The organism is Ignavibacteriales bacterium (genome assembly GCA_015709675.1).
Classification (GTDB): domain Bacteria; phylum Bacteroidota; class Ignavibacteria; order Ignavibacteriales; family Ignavibacteriaceae; genus H2-BAC3.
Map to the genome: position 1 here is coordinate 3,356,460 of CP054182.1, position 21,422 is coordinate 3,377,881.

General features: G+C 43.9%; 17 protein-coding genes. All 17 read right to left on the reverse strand.

Annotated elements, in window-relative coordinates; translation table 11 throughout:
* Positions 1–24: 24 nt before the first annotated feature.
* The 17 genes from HRU80_13080 to HRU80_13160 all read right to left on the reverse strand — a co-directional run bounded on the left by HRU80_13080 (position 25) and on the right by HRU80_13160 (position 21,295).
* Positions 25–1,038: a PorV/PorQ family protein gene (locus HRU80_13080; GenBank protein ID QOJ29756.1), complete on the reverse strand. Its 1,014-nt coding sequence runs from the start codon at positions 1,036–1,038 to the stop codon at positions 25–27.
* Between the two features lie 11 nt (positions 1,039–1,049).
* Positions 1,050–4,619 carry a hypothetical protein gene (locus tag HRU80_13085; protein ID QOJ29757.1) on the reverse strand — a complete coding sequence of 1,190 codons (3,570 nt, stop codon included), beginning with the start codon at positions 4,617–4,619 and terminating at the stop codon, positions 1,050–1,052.
* A gap of 23 nt (positions 4,620–4,642) precedes the next feature.
* Positions 4,643–7,399 (reverse strand): TonB-dependent receptor, encoded by a 2,757-nt coding sequence (locus tag HRU80_13090; GenBank protein ID QOJ29758.1) that lies wholly within the window; start codon positions 7,397–7,399, stop codon positions 4,643–4,645.
* Between the two features lie 274 nt (positions 7,400–7,673).
* The gene (locus HRU80_13095) at positions 7,674–8,528 is read right to left on the reverse strand and encodes a DUF1460 domain-containing protein (protein ID QOJ29759.1); all 855 of its coding nucleotides are present in this window, start codon (positions 8,526–8,528) and stop codon (positions 7,674–7,676) included.
* Positions 8,515–9,969, reverse strand: coding sequence for a replicative DNA helicase (gene dnaB / locus HRU80_13100; protein QOJ29760.1), 1,455 nt, complete (start codon positions 9,967–9,969; stop codon positions 8,515–8,517). Before dnaB ends, HRU80_13095 begins: the two co-directional genes overlap by 14 nt.
* A gap of 9 nt (positions 9,970–9,978) precedes the next feature.
* Positions 9,979–10,785, reverse strand: coding sequence for a uracil-DNA glycosylase (locus tag HRU80_13105; GenBank protein QOJ29761.1), 807 nt, complete (start codon positions 10,783–10,785; stop codon positions 9,979–9,981).
* Positions 10,772–12,001: a bifunctional phosphopantothenoylcysteine decarboxylase/phosphopantothenate--cysteine ligase CoaBC gene (gene coaBC / locus HRU80_13110; protein ID QOJ29762.1), complete on the reverse strand. Its 1,230-nt coding sequence runs from the start codon at positions 11,999–12,001 to the stop codon at positions 10,772–10,774. The genes HRU80_13105 and coaBC overlap by 14 nt, the downstream gene beginning before the upstream one ends.
* A gap of 1 nt (position 12,002) precedes the next feature.
* Entirely contained in the window at positions 12,003–12,302 is a 300-nt protein-coding gene (locus tag HRU80_13115; protein QOJ29763.1) for a DNA-directed RNA polymerase subunit omega, read from the reverse strand.
* The gene (gene gmk, locus HRU80_13120; protein ID QOJ30553.1) at positions 12,303–12,875 is read right to left on the reverse strand and encodes a guanylate kinase; all 573 of its coding nucleotides are present in this window, start codon (positions 12,873–12,875) and stop codon (positions 12,303–12,305) included. It abuts the gene before it with no gap.
* 7 nt (positions 12,876–12,882) lie between these two features.
* Complete coding sequence (locus HRU80_13125; protein ID QOJ29764.1) at positions 12,883–13,758, reverse strand: YicC family protein; 876 nt, start codon at positions 13,756–13,758, stop codon at positions 12,883–12,885.
* 443 nt (positions 13,759–14,201) lie between these two features.
* Positions 14,202–14,432, reverse strand: a complete 231-nt coding sequence (locus HRU80_13130) for a hypothetical protein (GenBank protein QOJ29765.1) — start codon at positions 14,430–14,432, stop codon at positions 14,202–14,204.
* A complete protein-coding gene (locus HRU80_13135; GenBank protein ID QOJ30554.1) occupies positions 14,432–14,899 on the reverse strand; it encodes a nucleotidyltransferase in 468 nt (155 codons plus the stop codon). Before HRU80_13135 ends, HRU80_13130 begins: the two co-directional genes overlap by 1 nt.
* A 50-nt stretch (positions 14,900–14,949) precedes the next feature.
* Entirely contained in the window at positions 14,950–15,900 is a 951-nt protein-coding gene (locus tag HRU80_13140; protein QOJ29766.1) for an acetyl-CoA carboxylase carboxyltransferase subunit alpha, read from the reverse strand.
* Positions 15,901–17,886, reverse strand: a complete 1,986-nt coding sequence (locus tag HRU80_13145) for a glycosyltransferase (protein ID QOJ30555.1) — start codon at positions 17,884–17,886, stop codon at positions 15,901–15,903. It lies immediately after the preceding gene.
* Positions 17,887–17,916: 30 nt separating this feature from the next.
* Positions 17,917–18,642 (reverse strand): polyprenol monophosphomannose synthase, encoded by a 726-nt coding sequence (locus tag HRU80_13150; protein ID QOJ29767.1) that lies wholly within the window; start codon positions 18,640–18,642, stop codon positions 17,917–17,919.
* Positions 18,643–18,659: 17 nt separating this feature from the next.
* Positions 18,660–20,066, reverse strand: coding sequence for an undecaprenyl-phosphate glucose phosphotransferase (locus HRU80_13155; protein QOJ29768.1), 1,407 nt, complete (start codon positions 20,064–20,066; stop codon positions 18,660–18,662).
* On the reverse strand, positions 20,066–21,295 hold the full coding sequence (locus HRU80_13160) for a glycosyltransferase (protein QOJ29769.1): 1,230 nt from the start codon (positions 21,293–21,295) through the stop codon (positions 20,066–20,068). The genes HRU80_13155 and HRU80_13160 overlap by 1 nt, the downstream gene beginning before the upstream one ends.
* Between the last annotated feature and the right edge of the window lie 127 nt (positions 21,296–21,422).

Here is a 21,422-nt window from a genome sequence, read left to right on the forward strand (position 1 = left end):
AATTGCAATTTTTCTTAAAAATTGTCAAAATTTGATACTTACTGAAATATGCTGAGCATTCTGGAGCCGGCCAAAATCCTGATAGGCATAATCCATATAAAGCACCGCCGCGTTAAATAACCGCGTATTAAAGCCAAAACCGAAGGTCAGCCCCTGCTCTCCCCCTTCCTCGAACAGCGATTTTACCCCTGCCCTGAAAAATACGGTTTCGTTCCAGGCATATTCCATTCCTGTATTCACTACCTCGGTATTATCATTCGGATGAACCGCATCCACCGCCGCGGTTACTCTCTGATCCTGAGTTTTCACAAAATCAGCGGCGACACCTACCCTGAAGGTAAGGGGCAGTTCAAACTCTTCCAGTTCTACCAGGGTATTAATCTGATTACCGATTCCTCCGCCGATGTGAACTATCCGGTAAAGATCACGTCCCTCCATTTTCATCTTTGGACCAAAATTGGAAATTGAAGCGCCAATCCTGAATTCATTAAAGAGCGGAATCGTATAAAGCGTGCCAATATCCAGAGCCAGCGCTGACGCAGTTTCATTGTAAAGTTTTTCGCGAATATATTTTCCATTGAACCCAATGGAAAAATTATCCGTGAGATTGCGTGCATAACTGAGTCCGATCATCAGAGTACCGTAGTTAAAAAATTCTCCAGTACCTTCCGGCTGCTCAATGGTTCTTACCATCATCTCCCCCATGGAAAGGACAGAAACAAAAAGACCGACGGTACCAAGATCAGGGATTCCGGTCGCAAAGGAAGCATAATCATAGTTCACATCTGCAATCCAGTCAATATGGTTGAAGTTCACCTCGCGTGAATATATATGCGCGATGCCTGCCGGATTCCAGTACATGGAATTCAGATCTCCCTTAAAGGTGGTAAATGCTCCGCCTAGACCAAGTGCCCTTGAGCCTACTCCGATTTTCAGAAACTGGGCTGCCGTCGTTCCGGTTTTATTGGTGCCTGACTGTGCAAGATTTACGTTCACTACAATCATGAGAAGAATGAGAGTCTTAACTAATGTTTTCATGTTCATTCCTCCTACTTAATAAGTGCAAATTTGACGATTTTCTCACCGATACCAGGGGCATCAATGTGAGCAAAATAGATTCCGTAAGAAACACTGAACCCGTCCTCATTGAGCAGATTCCAGAACTCCTGTGCCCGTTCTGTAGTACCATCGTGTTCTATTCGCTTAACCAGTTCACCCGAAAGCGTATAAATTCTGATGGTGCAGCGCATCGGAAGATTCTCGAAGTATATCCTCCGTTCACCCCTGGTTTTACCGGGGAGAGCATTGGTTGGCTCAAGTTCATTAAATCCAACGTACGGATTCGGAACTACATAAACATTATCGAGTGCGGAATTTGCATCAGGCTGCGCGTAGGTTCCGCCTTTAACAGAGAAGGTGAACTGATCATCTTTCCTGAAAGGACGGTACGTGCGCAGGAAAAACTTATCACCATCGGTCGGCACTTTCACACCGCCTGTAGTATCAGCCGGAGGTTGCAGAACCACGCCCCATCCGACCGTATCGGTCTCAGTACCATTTACACCGGTTTTGAAAATCACGATTTCCTCACCGGGTTCCCATTTCTGATTGCGCGGCGGAACAGCTTCATAAACATAAGCCCAGACACGCCGGGGGACGGATGTGGTGATATCCTTAATTGAAAAATTCACCGGTGCAGACATAAGCCGGTTATTTGTTCCAAGGAACTTTGCCGAATCAATTGGTGTGGAAGAAAAAGTTATCTCATAATCAGCCGGGAATTTATCTTTTCGCAGCGGCAGATTTGAGAGGCGTACGATATACCTGAAATTTGTATTTCCGGCTATCCATCCTGAGCCAATTGAATCATAATCAATCGAGGTATAATCATTAATCTTGATATTCATTCCGCCAAAGACAGGATTTCCATCCTCACTCTTTAGCAGAGTGCTCTGGAAGACAGCATAATGCTTGTAGGTTACGCTGTATGTTCTGCTGAGCGGCATGGTTGAGGTTCCTGTCCTTCTTACTATTCCTCTTAGGTAATCAACTTCATAATCCGTGCCTTCAGTATATATGGTACCATCGGTACCCTTTACCTGGAATCCGGAAGCTTTGTCAATTGCAAGCTTTGAAAGTTTGGTAAAGTTGGTATCATAGAATACAACATTATCCGTATGATCTGCCATATCAAGGACGGAATAGTTCTTGAACGGGAGTGTATCGAACGGAGAATAAAGCAGATCAGAGAAAGTGATGCGGTAATTTCCGTTTTCAGGAACCTGCAGATCATCTATCAATGAAAGTTTAATTGCGCCGTTTCCGATACCGGATTCGTGTGTGAGCGGAATATCAGATACCGAGGGAGGAGTATATCCGTTCGTCCGGGGACCAGGTATTACCATCAGAGTATTATCATCAAATTCATACTGACCGGTTATCGGGTTCAGTGTGATCTTTCTTGTTGTCTCAGTAGGCGGAATGCCCACAGAGTCGCCGTGATCATAAGCAACCAGAGCGTAGAAATACGTCTGCCCGTTTATGACGTTATTTGAATCAACATAGCTGTGCACCAGACCGGAGTTATTGCCGATGAAATACTGAATTCCTCTTCCAAGGAAACTGACCGGGTGATACCCCTTCCACCAGTCCGGTATATTAGCTGACCAGCTGCCGTTGGTATTAATATCAACAAAAGGTTCACCAGCATCGTACTTTTTATTTCCGTTCAGATCTGTGTACGGTTCATCCCGCCGGGCTACATCCCATTTTGCTTCAGCACCGCTGATATCTTTAAGGGGAGTTGAAAAGAATGCATTACCCTTTCCGTCAGTTACCGTCTGAATATCACTGAAGGCATAATCGGTACTTCTGTAAAGGACATAGCCTTCAAAATCATTTCCGGTGAGCGGGTCACGGCTTGCTTCCGCTTCGGAATCCCAGTAAAGGGTTACCTTTTTATCATCCGCAATCGCTGAAAGCTTAGGAGTTTTCGGCGGCTTGAAGAAACGGTAATTTGCATTGTATATACGCTGAACAGTTTCTGCCGAAATAAGGAGATCATCCAAAGTCTCGCCGAACAGGAGGGACATGGAAATACGTTTGATTTCCTGTTTATGCAGCTTAATAATACCGGAACCAAAAATAAATACGATATCGGTATTCTGAATAATATCGCTGAAGTTACCTGCGCGGATCCGGTTCCACATGGACTCATCATTAGAGACTTTGTCCTGATTCCAGCTCCAGCTGTTAAAGCTGGTAAGACCAATCTGATCTGCTTCATCAAGATCAGTATATTCAAAGTTTGGCTCACCGGGGCTCAGCGGATTAAGAGTACCATTCGGAAGAATTGCTCCTCTGGTTGGTATTCCGTCACCTTCGCCAAAATCTCCGGTGTTGGCAATTCCGTCCAGTCCCAGATCATCAGTGACTGGATTCCAGTCACCATCGTTATCTATTCCGTCTGACTGTGACTCATCGGTCATACCGTCACCGTCATTGTCAATTCCGTCAAGAGGATTACCGGGGCTCTCAAGAAACTTTGAAGCAACATAGCCGACTTTTATGCCACGGTCACCTGTTCCGTCAGGGTCAAAGAAATACACCATACTGCGGGAGTAAACGGGTATATCGTCAACGTTATGATTCCCGTCATAATCATACGGCGGAACAAAAAGACCATTATCATCAGTATTTTCGGGTGATCCGCCTCCGACATCACAATCCCCATATATACCAAAATAAACCGAGTCAAGATCTTTCTCACTGACATTGGTTACCGTATAGACAAAAAATATGCTGTTCTCTGCAAGAGTGTTACTCCACTGCAGCGCTCTTCCGTCAACCTGAAGTCCAAGACCTCTGAGAAGAGTGTCTGATGGGTAAGGATAGTAAGGGAACTCTGCATTGTGGCGGTCATCCATCGCCCAGAAAACCTCTAAATCAGCATTCGTAGCATCCAGTTCAAGATAGCCAGGCCATACATATTTCCCGAGGGTCGGGTTGTACCATTCACGGGGCCATGAATCTGGTTTTCCGTCATTATCCGAATCAACCGCCGGATTGGATGCCATGAAATTAGAATTTGAATCGCTGTATCCTGGTATCGGTTCAAACATCCACCGCTCACCTGTGGGTGAAACTTCGCGGAGGTTCGGGTAATCCCACAATCCGTCTGAAACAATATGAAGATAATTGGCAGGGTTCAGATCACTTGGAACAGATGCGGCAAATAAAGGGCAGAACTGGAAAATATAGGATGATCCGCGCCAGACACCATTATTAACACCTCTTATCAGATCATAACCCGGGGCAATAGCGCCGTAATTATATACATCCGTCTGAACTTTATTGCCGTTCATGAAATAGCTTTTTCTTCTTTCATGAGACTGCACAGCCCCTTCTTTATAAAACTCGTTAACTGAGTAACTCTTGCCCTGCTGGGGTGCTGAACTCACCGGCTGAAGCCCGAAAGTCCTTGCAATAAATGCCTTAACGGCATTGTGATCGGCCGCCCGCTTCTGTGCAGAAGACTGCTGTGCGTTAAGAGGAACGAGCAGCGCCGCGATAATTATATATACCCGCAGACCGGAAGCAATTGATAGTTTTGTTCTCATAAACCTGGCTGATGAAACTGTTTTCATAAATTAAACTCGAATGATACTCCTAAACGGACTTCTCTGGGAGGGAAGAAATAATTAGGCCGCTGAAAGTATTCCTGCGGGGAATGAATGCCGGGAATGGTTTCAGAAAGCTCCTGAGTGGTTTTTGTTCCGCCGGAGTTCTGGAAAAGAGAGTACGTCGCGCGGCCGGTATCAAAATATACTACTCTTTCATTCAGAGTATCGAACAGGTTGAATATCTTAAGGAACAGATTTAAACGGATATCGAAGAGAGATATAGTTTTTTCGGCAAGCAGGTCAACGCGTGCATTCGAAGGCCTGCGTCCGCTGTTGGTTTTAGCATAGAGCTGGGTCTGAGTAATCTGCGGGGTATACGGAAGACCAGTTCCGAGACGTCCGATAAGACTCACATTCCAGTCTCCTGCCTCCCCGACACTCACCGTCGTATTTAGCGTATGTGTCTGATCCCATGGAAGATATACAACTACTTTCTCACTCTGTCTGCCTGATGAGAGATCAAGGAAAAATGCATCTGCATCGGTATCATTTCCTTCTGCGATCTGTAGAGTATAGTCGAGAGTTACGCCAAGCCAGTCACTCTTAGTTCTCCTTTTTGTCAGTGAGAAGGTAAACCCTTTTATTCCGCCGTAATCCTTATTCACATATTTAAGGTAGGTCTTATCACCAGCAACACGGACAACCTGTGTAGCCAGCAGATCACGGACATCCTTAAAGAATCCGGTAACGTTAAAAGCAAGATCTTCCGTTAACTGCTGCTGAAGGCCAAGTTCATATGTAACGGTTTTTTCAGGATTCAGATTTGCATTGCCATAAAGGGGCTGCCCGACCGAGTAACTGAACTTAAAATCAGAGTTTGAATAGAGATACTGAAAAGGAGGAATCTGGAAAAAATGACCATAGGAAAAATGGATAATTCCTTTGTCAGTAATCGGGAAGGAGATGCCGAGACGCGGTGAAATCTGATGTTTTACCGATGCATCCTTAAGCAGTTCATCTTTGTTGATATATGGCGGTATCTCCGGATCATTGGGAGTGGGATAAAAGATATTCACTGAGGCCCGGGATTCAGGATTAAACATATCATAGCGGATACCAAGATTCACGATGATATTGTCATACTCCATTTTATCCTGAATATATGCTGAAATCTCAAATGGCTTTTTTACGTAATAATCATGAAACGCGGTACTTACAGGCAGGATAGTCGGCTCAAGGAACCGTGAGGAATCACGTTTCACGGTGAAGTTCTGATAGTCCATAGTGTGTGACTTTACTTCAAAACCGGTTTTTATCTCATGATTCATGTCAATCTGAGAGACAATATCAAACTTTGCCAGAAGAGTCTGTGATTTTTCGTAATTGTGGTTATTTTGTGTGCCTCCGAAATAGAACATATACGGGGCGGGAGTGGTAAGTTTTTCTTCAGGCTGATGCCGGGGGTCGGGGCGAAGTCCGGAGAGTGACATTCCCGGTTCAAAATCAACCTGATTACCTGATGCATTAAGCAGAGGATAAAGATAAGCAGATGATTTATTGTAATTATGTGAACCGCGCAGGGTATAGAATGTTTTGTCGCTGATTGCCTGACGGATTTCAATCGAGTTCAGCATACCGTCATCATAATAGGTTCTGGTGCCTTCAGGATTATACTTAAAGTTATGATCATATCCCTTACCGGTGGAACCGGAAAGAATTAAATCGTAATTTATTTTAACCGCGGTCCAGGGTTTAAGGGTCAGTTTAAAAGTTGCCGAATACGATTCATTCCAGTTCATGGGAACAATGGCATTATCACCGGTCAGAGCAATACGAATATCATTGGGATTCATCGGATTAACATAGGCAGAATCAGAGGTTTTGTGTTCCCTTATTCCGTAAAGCCAGCCGTCATCTTTATCATGACGCCCTGAGAAAAAGAAGCCCAGCATTTTTTCAAGACCAGGAACCGGACCGCCGAGAGTGAATTCTGTAACAGAATTACTCAAGACATCAAGATCGTCTATATTTGGAAAACGGGAAGTTTTTCCACTGAAATGGTCTCCGGTATAAAAAGAAAATTGCCCGGTATATTTCTCTCCCCCCTCTTTCGTAATACTGTTTACGATACCGCTCATTGCATTGCCATATTCAGCATTAAAAGTACCGCTTATCACGGAGAGCTCCTGTATCGCATTTGTTGCAAGCTGCACTGTCGCACTGTTATCAAACGGGTTTGAAACCGGAATTCCATTAATGGTATATTGAATTTCGCTGGATCTTCCGCCGCGGATATGAATACTTCCGTCCACACCCTGCGTGACTCCCGCCTGAAGCGTTAATAACTGAGATATACTTTCAACAGGGAGTGTTTTAATCTGCTGGGCATCAATGGTTGATTGCGATGAGGTGAGGTCTTTCCGGACGAGGGGAGCTTTTGCTTCAACGACCACTGCATCAAGCAGAACATCTTCAGTGCCAAGATTCACATCCAGGCGCGTTGTGAAGTCAACATTGATTTTTACTGAAAGGAATTTTTTTGACTGATAACCGACGGCTGAGAAGATAACAGTATATTCACCCGGGGGGATATTATTGATGAGGTAGTTACCATTCAGGTCAGTCGCTGCACCAAAACCTGTGCCTTCAAGGATGATGTTCACTCCGTAGAGCGCCTCACCGGTTGACTCATCTTTTACTCTTCCGGAAAGTTTACCTGTTGTGCCGGCAAGCAAAAGCTGAACTGAAAGTAAGCACAGTAGCAGTACTTTTTTCATTATTTCGACTCCTGTTGTTGAAGAGGGATGCATCAGAGATCGATTAGGTCATTTAAAAATGCCCTGAGATGCAAAACCTAAAAATAAGTAAGCCCGGGCATCTGACCAAATACTGTTCTGATATTTTGAGAGGGAATTTTGTTCGAGGGAGCAGAGATTGAAAAATTCGGAAAATAATCTGATAAACTTAAAATCTAAGTTCATCAGGAATCAAAAGTATGCAAATTTGCAATCTGACTGCAAATTTGCATACTTTTTAACCCGCAAGGGCAGCTTAAATCTCTGCCGGTCTCAGGACCATTATCCCGGTGTGTTTTTTTATTCCGGCCAGGTATTTGTCAAGGGGGACATCGGTTATCTGCACTTTGGCACCGACCTGAGGAGCATGCATAAAATGAATCCTTCCATTTATCTCAACAGCTATGCCAACGTGATTGATATCGAGACCGTTTACACTTGAAGTGATAGCGATCAGGTCTCCGTTTTTAATTTTCTCTTCAGCTATGGAAACATTTTTCTTAGGGATGTAATAATACTGACGGCTGTTAATCTCATTCTCGGTTTCCTTAATTGCCTTCAGATTTTCCGGATTCCCTTTAATCTGCTTATAAAGGTTCTGATTTTCAGACATGAAAGAAACCTTTTTGTTATAAGGCACTCCCCCGGTCTCCTTCGTGATATCCATAACAATTCCCTTGGACTGATTATCATGAATCCAGTCGGTAAAATAGTGGAGACGAGAGGGGTAACCGTCAATTCTGCCTCCGCGGTAACGTATATACTGAAGTTCTGCCAGATATGCTTCAAAGCCGTTTTTCCCCTGCTTTATGAGCCGGGCAAATACAAGACTGTTTTCAAGAAAAGTTGTGCAATCAAGACTCCTGAGATTCACGACAAGTGACTCTTCTCCCGGCTTCTCAAGCGTGAATGCTTCGTAATCCACGCCCAGAAAGGATTTACCTATCTCAACAATCACATCCCCTGCCGGAAGCTCAGAAAGACCTTTACTAACAGCAAGTTCAAATTTTGATTTGCAGATTTCCATATCCTTTTTGTCATGATCACCAGCCATCATAATGAATGGAATGATTATGAACAAAATCATAAAACGGAGGTCAGAACGGACCATCTTCATCCTCATCTTGATATTTTTTAATTCCGGCCTGAACACTTTCAGGTATCTGATAATGCTCACCGGCAAAACTTTCGAATCGGGAATATTCTCCGATAAAATTCAGATTAATTTCACCGGTCGGGCCGTTCCGGTGTTTCGCGATAATGATTTCCGCCAGCCCTTTTTTTGCTTCTCTTTCCGGATTGTTTTTCTGCATATAATATTCCGGCCGGTGGATAAACATCACCACATCCGCATCTTGTTCAATTGCACCGGATTCACGAAGGTTGGAAAGCTGAGGACGGTTATCTTTCTGATTTTCCACTTCACGGTTTAGCTGTGAAAGCGCCATGACGGGGATATTAAGATCCTTGGCCATCGCTTTTAATGACATGGATATATACGCAATTTCACGCTCGCGGCTTTCCGACACTTCAGGGGCGCGGATTAGCTGCAGGTAGTCAATAATGATAAACTGTACATTATGCTCAAAAACCAGACGCCTGGCTTTGGCACGGATATCCATAATGGTCTGCCCTGCGCCGTCATCAAGAAAGATGGGTGATGATCTTAGTTTGGAAGTAGCAGTTGCAAGTTTTCTGAAGTCATCATGCGAAAAATTACCTTTCCGCAGGCGGTTCGAATCCATTCGTGCCTCTGCTGCAATCAAACGCATCATCAGCTGAATGCGGCTCATTTCAAGCGAGAAAATCGCTACCGGCGCATTGCTGAGTACGGCAACATTCCTCATCAGGGAGAGAGCAAGGGCAGTTTTTCCCATAGCGGGACGGGCAGCAAGAATTATCAGATCAGATTTCTGAAAGCCGTTTAGGATATTATCAAGATCATAATAGCCGGTTTTAACAGCGTATTTATCGGTATCCCTGTCAAGCAGATGCTCGATATATTCAAGTGCCTCCATTGCAGCACTGGACATCTTTACAAAACCTTTTCGGGTCTGCTCCTGTGAGATCTGCATCAGTTTGCTGTTTGCGTGGTCCAGAATCTGAAACGCATCATCCTCCCCTAAATACGCTGCCTGAGCAGTTTCATTTGAAACCGCAATCAGCTGCCGGAGAATGTTCTTTTCCTGAAGCACTCTCGCGTAGTATTCAACATTTGCGGCTGAGGTAACATTCTGTGTCAGCTGAGCGATATAAGCTACTCCCCCCGCCTGCTCAAGTTTACCGGCCTTTTTCAGCTGCTCAATAACCATAACGCCGTCAACCGGCTGGGTCATGCTAAAGAGTTCATACACCGCTTCATAAATTAAACGGTTAGCTTCTGAATAAAAGGATTCAGCAGTAAGAATACCCAGAACTTTTGGAACCGCCGCCTGATCAAGCAGCACAGCACCCAAAACTTTCTGTTCAACATCCGGCGCGGATGGTGTTACTAGTACACCGTCAATTGTTTCCGGTTCTCTCTGCTTTTTTCTTTTCTGATATCGTTCCATATATACTCGTTACTCTGCCGGAAGTTCGTCATAGAGTTTTCTAAACTGCTGCACATCAGTCCAGGTATCCCTCTTGAGGGCAGGGTTTCTTAAGAGTGCGGCCGGGTGGTAGGTAACCATTACCCGTGCATGGCCGTACTCAAACACCTTACCGCGCATAGAGGAAAGAGTGGCCTTTTTGCCCAGAAGCCCAAGAACCGCAGTCGCTCCGAGAAGCAGAATCAGTTTGGGTTCAACCAGATCAATCTGCTTTTGCAGATATGGCATGCATGCTTCAATTTCAGCAGGAAACGGAGTACGGTTTGCCGGAGGCCTGCATTTTACAATGTTTGCTATATATACTTCTTCCCTGGTAAATTTTATGGCTTTAAGGATATCGGTTAAAAGCTGGCCCGCTTTGCCTACAAAGGGCTCACCCTGCCTGTCCTCATCCGCCCCTGGTCCTTCGCCTATGAGCATTACTTTTGCATTCGGATTTCCTTTACCGAAGACAAATTTATTACGGCCTTTTGCGAGCTCACACTTCTGACAATTGCATATTTTCTGTTCAAACTCGTGCAGTGTGGTAATGTGATTAAACACCTGAAGCACTTCTGAGGGTATAATACGTTCGGTCTGAAGCGGAACACTGGCCGGCTGAACCGGAGAAGGTGTGGAACGGGTAATAATTGCAGATTCCGCGCCAGGCTCTTTCGCAGATACTGATCTTCTCTCATTAAGAAGTGAAGGTATTTTCACGCTGAGCGGCTGATATAAATCATCACCGAAAATCTCCTGCTGCTTTTTCAGCAGATCAATCAGTTCAGTTCTTTCCATGAGACTTTCTGTAGTCTATGATCTGATCCAGCAGTCTGTTCGCTACTTCGAATTTTGAGGCCATCCCTATTTCTTTTTTTCCTCCATCTGAGGTAAATACCGTTACTGAATTGGTCGGCACCTCAAAACCAGAGCCGGCATTATTCAAGGAATTCAGCACAATCATATCAAGCCCTTTTTTGCTGAGCTTTTTTTGCGCGTTTGATTCTTCATTATCCGTTTCAAGAGCAAAGCCAACTACGGTCTTTCCCTTTTTTTCGACTGATGCAATAAGATCTGGATTTTCTGTCAGAGCAATTGAACCAACTGATGATTCTTTTTTAATCTTTCTATCAGATATAACAGCCGGACGGAAATCAGCCACTGCTGCCGCCATAATCGTAATATCTGTTTTGGCTGAGGATTGCAGCAGTGCTTCCTGCATCTGAAGAGCAGAACGTACTGAAGTAAATTTCATTTCAGGGTAAGGTGTATATACCGAAGGACCGGAAATCAGTTCAACATCAGCACCCCTGAGCCAGGCTGCTTTTGCGATTGCATATCCCATAAGTCCCGTTGAGCGATTGCCGATAAACCGCACGGGATCAATATCTTCATAAGTAGGTCCGGCAGTTACCGTAATTGAAGTTCCGGCAAGATCACGTTTATACCCCATGAGCACAGAGGCGGCTGCTTCAATGATCTTTTCCGTTTCAGGAAGTCTTCCGATTCCCTGAAGACCTGAAGCAAGTTCACCTGATTCAGCAGGGAGAATATGATATCCTCTTCTCTCAAGGACCTTGATATTTTCCGCGGCTGCGGGACTGTTATACATATCCAGATCGGCGGCGGGACAAATCAGTACCGGTGAGCGCATCGCGGAAAAAAGTACGGTCAGTGCATTATCAGCGATACCATAAGTAATTTTTGCGACAGTATTCACTGTGGCAGGAGCAATGATCATTAGATCGGCTTTAAGCGCCAGGTCAATATGCCAGGTGCCTAGTGAGGAACCGGATTTCTGATTTTCAGGAAAAACATTGATGATGACAGGGTTTCCGGAGAGTGCGGAAAACGTGAGAGGGGCAACAAACTCAGCGGCAGAGGAGGTCATGATAACATGAACCTCCGCTCCGCTTTTCTTTAATTCTCTAACGAGCAGACATGCCTTATAGGCAGCAATTCCTCCTGTAACTCCAAGAAGAATTTTTTTCCCGGAGAAGACTTCCGGGAGCATGTCACTTTTCCTTTCCCTTGTAGGTGTATTCGATCTCGTCGTTGAGGAACTGTTTCAGAGCATGAATGTGGGGTTTATCCCTTTTTTCAAACTCAGCAGAAAGACTTCTCTGCTGCGGATTGTTGAAATCCTCTGCATCATCATCAACCACGGTACCAACAACATCCTTAAGGCGGTTCTCAAATTCAAGTTTTACTTCATCATTGAGATCGCGGGCTTTGCGTCCGGCTATGACTATAGCTTCATATATATTACCGGCTCTTTTATCTATCTCACGCAGATCAATTGGTTCTAACGGCATCTATTCGTTTCCTTTTTGTTTAATTTCATCAATAAGACGGTCAAGTTCGAAGACGGCTTTTTCAACATCAGAATTAACCAGATGATATTCAAAATGCTCTTTCTGGCTTATTTCCATTTCGGCTCTGTTAAGACGTTTTGCCAGGTCCTCTTCAGTCTCCGTTTTTCTTTTTGTCAGCCTCTCCCTAAGCGCTTCAAGCGAGGGGGGCTCAATAAATATCAATGCTGCCCCGGGATAGCTTTTCTTTATCGAAAGCGCTCCCTTCACGTCAAGTTCAAGCAGAATATGACGGCCGTTTTCAATGGTTGTGCTGATAAACTCCTTCAGAGTGCCATAATAATAATCATACACTCTTTCCCATTCAGCAAATTTATCTTCGGCTATCTTCTGTTCAAACTCCTCACGGCTTATGAAGAAATAATCTCTGCCGTGAACTTCCCCTTCTCTCATTTTTCTTGTGGTTGCAGAAACCGAAAATACAATATCCGGGTGTTTCTGCAAAACCTGTTTCAGAATGGTTGTTTTTCCCGTTCCGCTGGGGGCCGAAATAACCAGAATTTTACCCTTCTGCAGAACCGGATTATTCAATATTCTGAACCTGTTCCTTTATTTTCTCAATTTCCTCTTTGATGACCAGAGTCTCATGGATGATTTCGGCTGCAATGGATTTCGCGGAAATCGTGTTACTCTCGCGATGCAGTTCCTGACAAAGGAAATTAAGTTTTCTGCCAACTTCACCGCCAGTTTTGAGGGTGGTGGTAAATACTTTAATATGGCTTTTAAGCCGGGTGCATTCTTCAGTAATATCGGCTTTATCCGTTAAAAGCGCAAGTTCCAGTTCAAGACGTTCGTTGAATGAAGTGGATTCCGCCACTAATTCGCGGGCACGTTCTTTCTGCTTCTCAAAATGCTCTTTAAGCGATGACTTGAATGCTCCCATAATTCTCTCAAGTGCCTCATCTATCAGTTTCAGCCTCGAAAGCAGATCATCTTTAAGATGATCTCCCTCTTTGCCCCGCATTCCTGAAAGGTTATCAACAGCATTGCCGAGCACTTTTTTCACCCCTTCAAAGGTCTCATCGTCCACTCCGTCCGATTCGATAACAAACAGTTCCTTGAATGCAGTCAGGTGGCTGAGCCCGACATCTTCCTTCAGACCAAATTCCTCTTTAACTGTTCTGAGTAGACTGATAACCTCTGAAAAGCGTTCTTTATCAATTGTTTCAGCGTTTACGGTTCCGGGTTCTGACCTTTGGGAAATATAGAGAGAAATCTTGCCCCTTTTAATTCTCTCTCTGAGAAGCTCCCTGATTTCGAATTCACGGCTCTGCAGCGAGGCAGGCAGCCGCATACCGACTTCTAAAAATCGGCTGTTTACGCTTTTAATTTCGACTTCAAAAAAGAGACCGTTGGAAGACCCTGAGGCCTTGCCAAAACCGGTCATACTGTAAATCATGCAAAATCCGGGATAAAAAGACCTTAAAGATAGGGAATTTTTAAGGAATTATGAAGTGTGAAGTATGAATTAAGAAAATTTGGTCAACGGTATCCGGCAGAAGTAAGGATTATCAGCACCAAGTTCCCCGAGTCAGTGATATTTCACCTCAACCAACATGAACCGTCAGCGCGGGTGACTGGTTGGCATAGTCTGTTATGACCAAAATCCCCGAGCCGCAGAGCGGCGACATATTAATAACAACCAACAATTCCCAAAATCCCCGAGCCGCAGGGCGGCGACATATTAATAACAACCAACAATTCCCAAAATCCCCGAGCCGCAGGGCGGCGACATATTAATAACAACAAATAATTACCAAAATCCCCGAGCCGCATCGCGGCGACATTTTACTATTCTTTCAAAACATTCACTCAGTTTTCAGACCCTCAGGGCTGATCCCGCTACTTCTCCTTTTTGCCCAGCAGAACTGCCATTCGTTTTTCTCTCCGGTCTTTGTCAGCTTCTTGAATTGTTTTGAATTTATAAATTCCGGGTTTGTAACCTGTCCTGAAATCTATCAGTTTTTCAGTAAAATCAAAGAATGCTCTCAGCCGGTCATAGTACTCCTGATCAGGATTCGAAACCCAGAGGTCACGGCGGGCTTCTTCAAAGGTTTTGAATTTTTTAATCATTACTTTTTGAATTTTTCCTTCAGCATTTCACTGATGAACAAGGAATCCTCCTGGTCAATTGGCCTATAGGTATTTTGCTTAAGTTTAAAAAGTGTTTCCAGAGAAGCAACTCTTATTGAATTTCCATCAACCAGAATATCCTCAAAAACTAAATCGTCAATTGAGAACATTTCCCCTAAATTACTAATAATATCGATAGTAATTTCCTCCTCTGAAATGAAACGCAATACCGAATACTCATTAAGTTCTGATACAGTTATTTCCTCAATAGACTGTTCATTGAAAACACTTTTGAGTGCCTCTCTTAACTTATGCAGGTTTTCATCCGTAGTCCGTACAAAAATATCCAGGTGTGTCGTTGTACGCTGGGAACCATGAAGAATAACGGCATATCCTCCCACAAGAACATATTCCACTCCCTTATCTTTGAGCGCCTTTAGAACCGCAAGAAACTTTGCATATCTCATTTTGTCAGCGGTCTTTTCAACCACTTAACAATACTTTGCGATGCCTAAGCCTACTCCTGATACGCCCCCATATTCGCGAATTTTTCGATGCGGTTTTCAACCAGGCGGTCGGGTTTAATTTTAACGAGCTGGTTGAGTTCTTCAATCAGCGCTTTTTTCAGAAGAGACGCTGCTTCCTCGTGGTTTTTATGAGCACCGCCGAGAGGTTCGGGAACGATGCGGTCAATTACTTTCTGCTCGATCAGATCTGGTGCAGTAAGTTTAAGAGCTTCAGCTGCCTGTTCCTTGAAATCCCAGCTTCTCCAGAGAATCGAGGAGCATGACTCCGGACTGATTACCGAGTACCAGCAGTTTTCAAGCATAAGGATTCTGTCTCCAACTCCGATACCGAGAGCACCTCCGCTGGCTCCTTCGCCAATGATGACAACAATGATCGGGACTTTTAGCCGCGCCATCTCAAAGAGGTTTCGAGCAATGGCTTCGGCCTGCCCCCGTTCTTCTGCTTCAAGCCCGGGGAAAGCGCCTGGGGTATCGAGCATTGTTATTACGGGCTTGTTAAATTTTTCAGCAAGTTTCATCAGCCGCAGAGCTTTACGGTAACCTTCCGGATTCGGCATACCAAAATTGCGGTAGAGATTTGACTTCGTGTCTCTTCCCTTCTGGTGCCCTATCATCATGACCTTATAATCGCCAAGCTGAGCAAATCCGCCGACGATTGCTTTGTCATCCTTAAAATACCGGTCACCGTGAAGCTCAACAAAATGCTCGGTCATCAGATAAATATAGTCCAGGGTATAAGGCCTTTCGGGGTGCCGGGCAAGCTGAACCCTCTGCCACCTTGTGAGTCCCTTATATATACTCTCCTTGAGTTCGTTGACTTTCTTCTCTATCTGAAGAATCTCGCCTTCAATTTCAAGTGCATCCGACATTTTTTTCATTTCTGCCAGCTTTTCTTCCAATTCTACAATTGGCTTTTCAAATTCCAGGTAATTTTTTGCCATTTACTGCTGCTTTAGTGTTTTTAATACTGTTTTCCCAAGAATATCCAGATCAAGCCAGACATTCTGATTTTTTGCGTAATATAAATTCAGTTTTGCTTCATCCTCTCTTCCCTCAAGAAACCAAAGTCCCGTAATACCGGGTTTGCCGACATAAAGTCCGTCAAGATACTCAGATTCGGCCGGACCAACAAAACTCTTTCTTCCCTTCAGGATTTCCGGCACCTGTATCAGCATCCGGTGAAGTTCTCCCTTTTTACTTCTGAGAAGCGCCAGTCCAAAAGTGAAGGGCAGAACCAGAAGAAAAATAATTGATGCAAAGGTATAATCAAAAACAAATTTAATTGCCTTATTAACCGGCAGAGAGATATTGTACGAAATCTCAATAAGCGGAACATCTTCCGTAAGGGTAACCGAGTGCTTGCCTACAAGGAAATCATTCTGACCTCCCGCAATCCGAAACTCGATATTACTGCCGCTATTTTCCGAAATAATACTCATTATCCGGTTATATGATAAACCCGGGGGACAAAAGATAATTTCCGATATTCTATGTTCTTTAACGATTTTCGGGATATTGGAGATATGCCCAATTACCGGTGTACCCTGAATTTTCTCCCCCGTTTCGCTCAGCAGCGGAGTTGCCACGCCAACCAGAGTATGATAAAGCGGAAATTTCCCCGACAGACGGTTAACCAGTTTTTCTGCTTCCGGCTTTTCACCGATGATCAGGGTTCTGATACGGGGTCTGAGAGTTTCGTTGCCGAATCCGGCAAAAAGTTTGATCGCCGCCCTCCAGAATATCAGAAGGAAGAATATATAAACGTATGCCTGGATGAGCACACCGCGGCTGTATGCAAAATCCTTAAAGAAAAAGGTTGTTGCGGAAAGGAAGACAAAACTAAAAACCGTGGCTGCCAGAACGGGAAGCACAGAAATTCTATCCCGCCGGTAAACACGCATGACTGACGAGGTGAGCAGATGAATAATAACCGGAATCGTATATACCACGGGAAGGGCGAAATCGGGGAATTCCCTGAACCGTTCGGATAAAATATACGTATGCTCAGCCAGATAAAGCGAGAGATTATAAAATACCGTATCAAGAATTACTGAAAGTATAATGGTTTTTCTCGCGGCAGCATAAGCCATGCTCTCCCTGAGACCTATTGCAAATCTGAGCATCAGTTTTACCAGGAAAGAACCTGAAAGATTCTTTTTTACGAAGAGATGCATTGCATTATAAAAATGCCTTGTTTCATCTATACTGCTGCGCTTGGTACTTTCTCCCTTATAGTGGATAATCTGTGTTGAGTGAACATAGTGAACCTTATAACCGGCTTTCTGAACCCTGAGGCACCAGTCAAGGTCTTCGCCATACATAAAATAACTTTCATCAAGCCCCCCCATTTTTTCATACACTTCCCTTTTCACCATCATGAATGAACCGGAAATAGCATCTACTTCATAAGATTTATTTTCATCCAGAAAAGTGAGGTTATAACGGGCAAAAAGAGGACTATGCGGGAACAATGCACTGAGACCAGTGATACGGCAGAAAGATACCCAGGGGCTGGGGAAACTTCTCCGGCAGGCAAGCTGAAGGGTTCCGTCGGGATTAAGAATTTTGCATCCTGCCATCCCTATTGAGGTATCCTGTTCCATATACTGCATCAGTACGCGGAATGTGTCTTCCCTGACCAGTGTGTCAGGGTTAAGCAGGAGAAGATATTTTCCGGTTGCTGCTTTCAGACCGATATTATTTGCTTTGCTGAATCCGGCATTAACCCGGTTTTCAATTAGCATTACCCGGGGATGATTTTGTTTTATATACTCCTGGCTGCCGTCAGCGGATGCATTATCAACCACAATAATTTCCGCCTCGATTCCCTCTATCGCCTTATATAGAGTATCGAACAGATTAGCGAGGAATTCCCTCACATTATAATTAACAATAATGATTGATAACTGCAATAGTGTTACGGTGATTCTTTGAGAACAGTTTGCTCAGTTAAATAATTACTGTATTCTGCCAAAAATGCTCATGATTCTGAGCTTCCAGACCAGTGTAACAGCTTCGCGCACTATCTTTTTCGACATTTTGCTCTTGCCCATGTAGCGGTCAACAAAGATAATCGGAATCTCCTTTATGCGGAATCCTTTTTTCCATGTCTTAAAGTTCAGTTCAATCTGGAATGCATATCCGTTTGATGTAATCTTATCCAGATTTATGGATTCCAGAACTTCGCGCCGGAAACATTTATATCCGCCGGTTGAATCATGAACCGGCATTCCTGTTATAAACCGGGTGTACTGATTCGCAAACCAGCTAAGAAGAAGGCGCTGCATGGGCCAGTTAATCACATTAACGCCTGTAAGATACCGGCTGCCAAGAACCAGATCTGCATTTTCGATTTCACGAAGAAAAACAGGGAGCTCTTTGGGATCGTGTGAAAAGTCAGCATCCATTTCAAAAATAAAGTCATATCCGTTTTTTATGGCATAGCGAAAACCGTCAGTGTAGGCAGTGCCCAGCCCCATCTTTTTCGGCCGGCTGAGAAGGTGAATCCTTTCATCTTTTTCAGAGAGCTCTTTGATATATCCGCCCGTTCCGTCAGGGGAATTGTCATCAACCACAAGAATATGAACATTACTGTCAGTATACTGATATACAGCAGGAATGAGGCGGGTTATATTTTCCATCTCATTATATGTCGGGATGATGATAAGTGCTTTACCTGGCATATGTTAACTCCTGCTTATTATTCAAAATGCCCTTTACCAAAGGACACTACAAAAACGGTACGTAAAAGAATTTTAAAATCCATCCTCAGGGACATATTTTCGATATAAAATAAATCGTATCTGATTTTTCCTTTAACATCATCAAGGGTTTCATCATACTTATGACGCACCTGAGCCCATCCGGTTATACCCGGACGTACCCTCAGGCGCCTTTTATAATAGGGGATTTCCTGTGAGAGAAGTTCCACAAAATAAGGACGTTCCGGTCTCGGTCCAATCAGACTCATTTCTCCTTTGAGAACGTTAAATACCTGCGGAATCTCGTCTATACGTACTTTTCTAATAAATCTGCCAACACGGGTAACCCTCGGATCATCTTTTGTTGACCAGACAGGTCCCGTTTTGGCTTCCGCGTCTGTATACATGGACCTGAACTTTACAATCTTAAAAAGTCTCCCTTTCAGTCCTACTCTTTCCTGTGTAAAAAATACCGGCCCTCTGCTGTCAAGTTTAATGGCTATTGCCGTTAGTATGATAACTGGGAGAGATAGGATAAGCATAATCATTGAAAAAACGATATCCATGAGCCGCTTGGTATTTTTTTCCCAGTCTTTCATCGGCTCAGGATTAATATCAATCAGCGGAATGCCATAAAGCTGCGAGGTTCTTGCCTGACCGCTCAGAATTTCATACATCTCAGGTACCATCTTCATCCCCACATCATGAGTCTCGCATCTGCCAATGATATCAACAATGACGGAATCATGATGCTGCTCAAGAGCAATTACCACTTCTTCGATACGATTTTCTTTTATGATCCTTTCGATATCATGAATTCCGCCCAGTACCGGTACTCCTTCAAGTGAATCCCCCGGGCCCTGATTCTCTATATCAATAAATCCGGCAATGCGTACACCTAAAGCCGGATGAGCATTGATATCCTTAAAAACATCCACCGCTTTTTGTGTGCTACCGACGATGATGCCTTTTTTAGTACCGACTCCCCTTATCAGAAGATTTCTCTGCATACTGCGGACAAACAGCCTGCCTGCACCTACAAACGCAAGCAGGAATCCCCAGTAGTAAAAAATGATCACTCTTGATGTGGATTCAACTCCATGCGAATAGTCATCAAAGAAAATCAAAAAGAAAAGGATGAATATGCCAACAAAGGTAACCTTAAACAGCTCGGATAACTCATCGAAACGGGAAGGGGCAAACACATGTTTATACATCCCGACAAAGTTAAAAATAAACAGCCAGTAGCCGTTTACAATCAGCATGGGAAGAAGGAAATCAGGCTGAAGAATAAGATCAAACCATCCGGTGGTGACTCTGAAATAGAAGAAGAATATATATCCCAGCATCAGAGATATAAAATCGGCGGCAAATACCGTAAGCCGGAGTACTTTTTTACCGTCCATTAGATTGCCTGCTCCCTTGCTCCCGAAAGTGATAATCGCTTTCGTGAAGAAAGCAATTCCAGTTCCTGTTCAAACCCGCTGAGGATTGTATCCCATGAAAGTTTCTCTCTTATTACCGCAGATAACTGTTTCGATTCTCCGGCATATTTCTCTCTGTTCCGTAATACATCAACAACAAGTTTAGCGAACTCTTCAGGAGTATCCCCTGCCGGGATTCTGCTTTTAATCTCGGCGGGAAGCCCCGATACCGCCATTGAAGTTGAAACAACCGGAATACCAAGGGCAAGGGATTCGATAACTTTATTGAGGGTACCGGCTCCGAAGCGGATTGGTGCAATGTTTACCGCGCTTTTACAATATTCAGCGCGTATATCTTCAACAAATCCCGTTACAATCACACTTTGTGATGCGAGATCTTTAACTGCCTGCGGAGGTTTCTGTCCGACTATATAAAACCTTGCATCAGGTATCTCTTTGAGTACCAGAGGAAAAATCTCCCTCACGAAATATACTGCTGCATCCGAATTTGCAAAGTATGGCATGTTACCGGTAAAAATAATCCGGTTCGGCTCATAGGGAATATCAATCGGGGAAAAAGTTTCAAGATTGACACCGTTCATCAGAAGACTTATTTTTTTTCCATCATATCTTCCGCTCAGATAATCACGGTCTTTTTCACTGCAGACGTATATCGCATCGAATGACCGGGCTTCTTTTTCATAAGATTCGATCCTTTTTGCCTCTTCACCGATTCCGAATTTCTTAACCGGATTTTTTTCTGCCATCAGGTAACGGCTGAGATACATTGAGACTGCGTCAGTAAAATCCTGAACCTTGACAGCCGAAGTTCCTGAAACATATTTCAGATATTGTGTTGTGCGGATCAGATGGAAATAAATTACATCATATGAGTTATCCCTGGTGATTTCTCTCAGTTTTTCTCCAAATGCCTCTGACTGATAGAAGAGAACCTGGAAGGGCAGCTTCGAAAATATACCCTTTCCAACACTCAGGACGGATTCCGCCAAAGTACGCCTGATTGCGAAGGCGGAGTGGGTAATCTTCTCAATTTCCCTGAAATCGCCGTGAAGCTGCGTTTCATTTTCGTAGAAAGTCAGCAGAGATACAGCGTGATTTTTAGAGAGATATTTGATAAGATTGAAAATTTTCAGTTTGTCTCCGCGGTACGGGGGATAAGGAATCCGCGGGGTAACAATAAGAATCTTCAAATTTCAGAATTATTTTTAATAAATTGAGTAAAATAATAAATAAGATTTAGATTGACAGGCCAAAACCGCATCTTATGAACAATTCGAGCGTTTACGTTAAAACAGACTGCCTTAAATTCCGGGGGGA

Excerpts from the sequence above, each read along its gene's own strand:
- HRU80_13105 (QOJ29761.1), bottom strand. The coding sequence starts at position 10,785 with ATGGAAAGAACTGAACTGATTGATCTGCTGAAAAAGCAGCAGGAGATT.
- HRU80_13155 (QOJ29768.1), bottom strand. The coding sequence starts at position 20,066 with ATGGACGGTAAAAAAGTACTCCGGCTTACGGTATTTGCCGCCGATTTT.
- dnaB (QOJ29760.1), bottom strand. The coding sequence starts at position 9,969 with ATGGAACGATATCAGAAAAGAAAAAAGCAGAGAGAACCGGAAACAATT.
- HRU80_13140 (QOJ29766.1), bottom strand. The coding sequence starts at position 15,900 with ATGGCAAAAAATTACCTGGAATTTGAAAAGCCAATTGTAGAATTGGAA.
- HRU80_13130 (QOJ29765.1), bottom strand. The coding sequence starts at position 14,432 with ATGATTAAAAAATTCAAAACCTTTGAAGAAGCCCGCCGTGACCTCTGG.
- coaBC (QOJ29762.1), bottom strand. The coding sequence starts at position 12,001 with ATGCTCCCGGAAGTCTTCTCCGGGAAAAAAATTCTTCTTGGAGTTACA.
- HRU80_13115 (QOJ29763.1), bottom strand. The coding sequence starts at position 12,302 with ATGCCGTTAGAACCAATTGATCTGCGTGAGATAGATAAAAGAGCCGGT.
- HRU80_13090 (QOJ29758.1), bottom strand. The coding sequence starts at position 7,399 with ATGAAAAAAGTACTGCTACTGTGCTTACTTTCAGTTCAGCTTTTGCTT.
- HRU80_13080 (QOJ29756.1), bottom strand. The coding sequence starts at position 1,038 with ATGAAAACATTAGTTAAGACTCTCATTCTTCTCATGATTGTAGTGAAC.
- HRU80_13135 (QOJ30554.1), bottom strand. The coding sequence starts at position 14,899 with ATGAGATATGCAAAGTTTCTTGCGGTTCTAAAGGCGCTCAAAGATAAG.
- HRU80_13085 (QOJ29757.1), bottom strand. The coding sequence starts at position 4,619 with ATGAGAACAAAACTATCAATTGCTTCCGGTCTGCGGGTATATATAATT.
- HRU80_13125 (QOJ29764.1), bottom strand. The coding sequence starts at position 13,758 with ATGATTTACAGTATGACCGGTTTTGGCAAGGCCTCAGGGTCTTCCAAC.
- HRU80_13095 (QOJ29759.1), bottom strand. The coding sequence starts at position 8,528 with ATGGTCCGTTCTGACCTCCGTTTTATGATTTTGTTCATAATCATTCCA.
- HRU80_13150 (QOJ29767.1), bottom strand. The coding sequence starts at position 18,642 with ATGCCAGGTAAAGCACTTATCATCATCCCGACATATAATGAGATGGAA.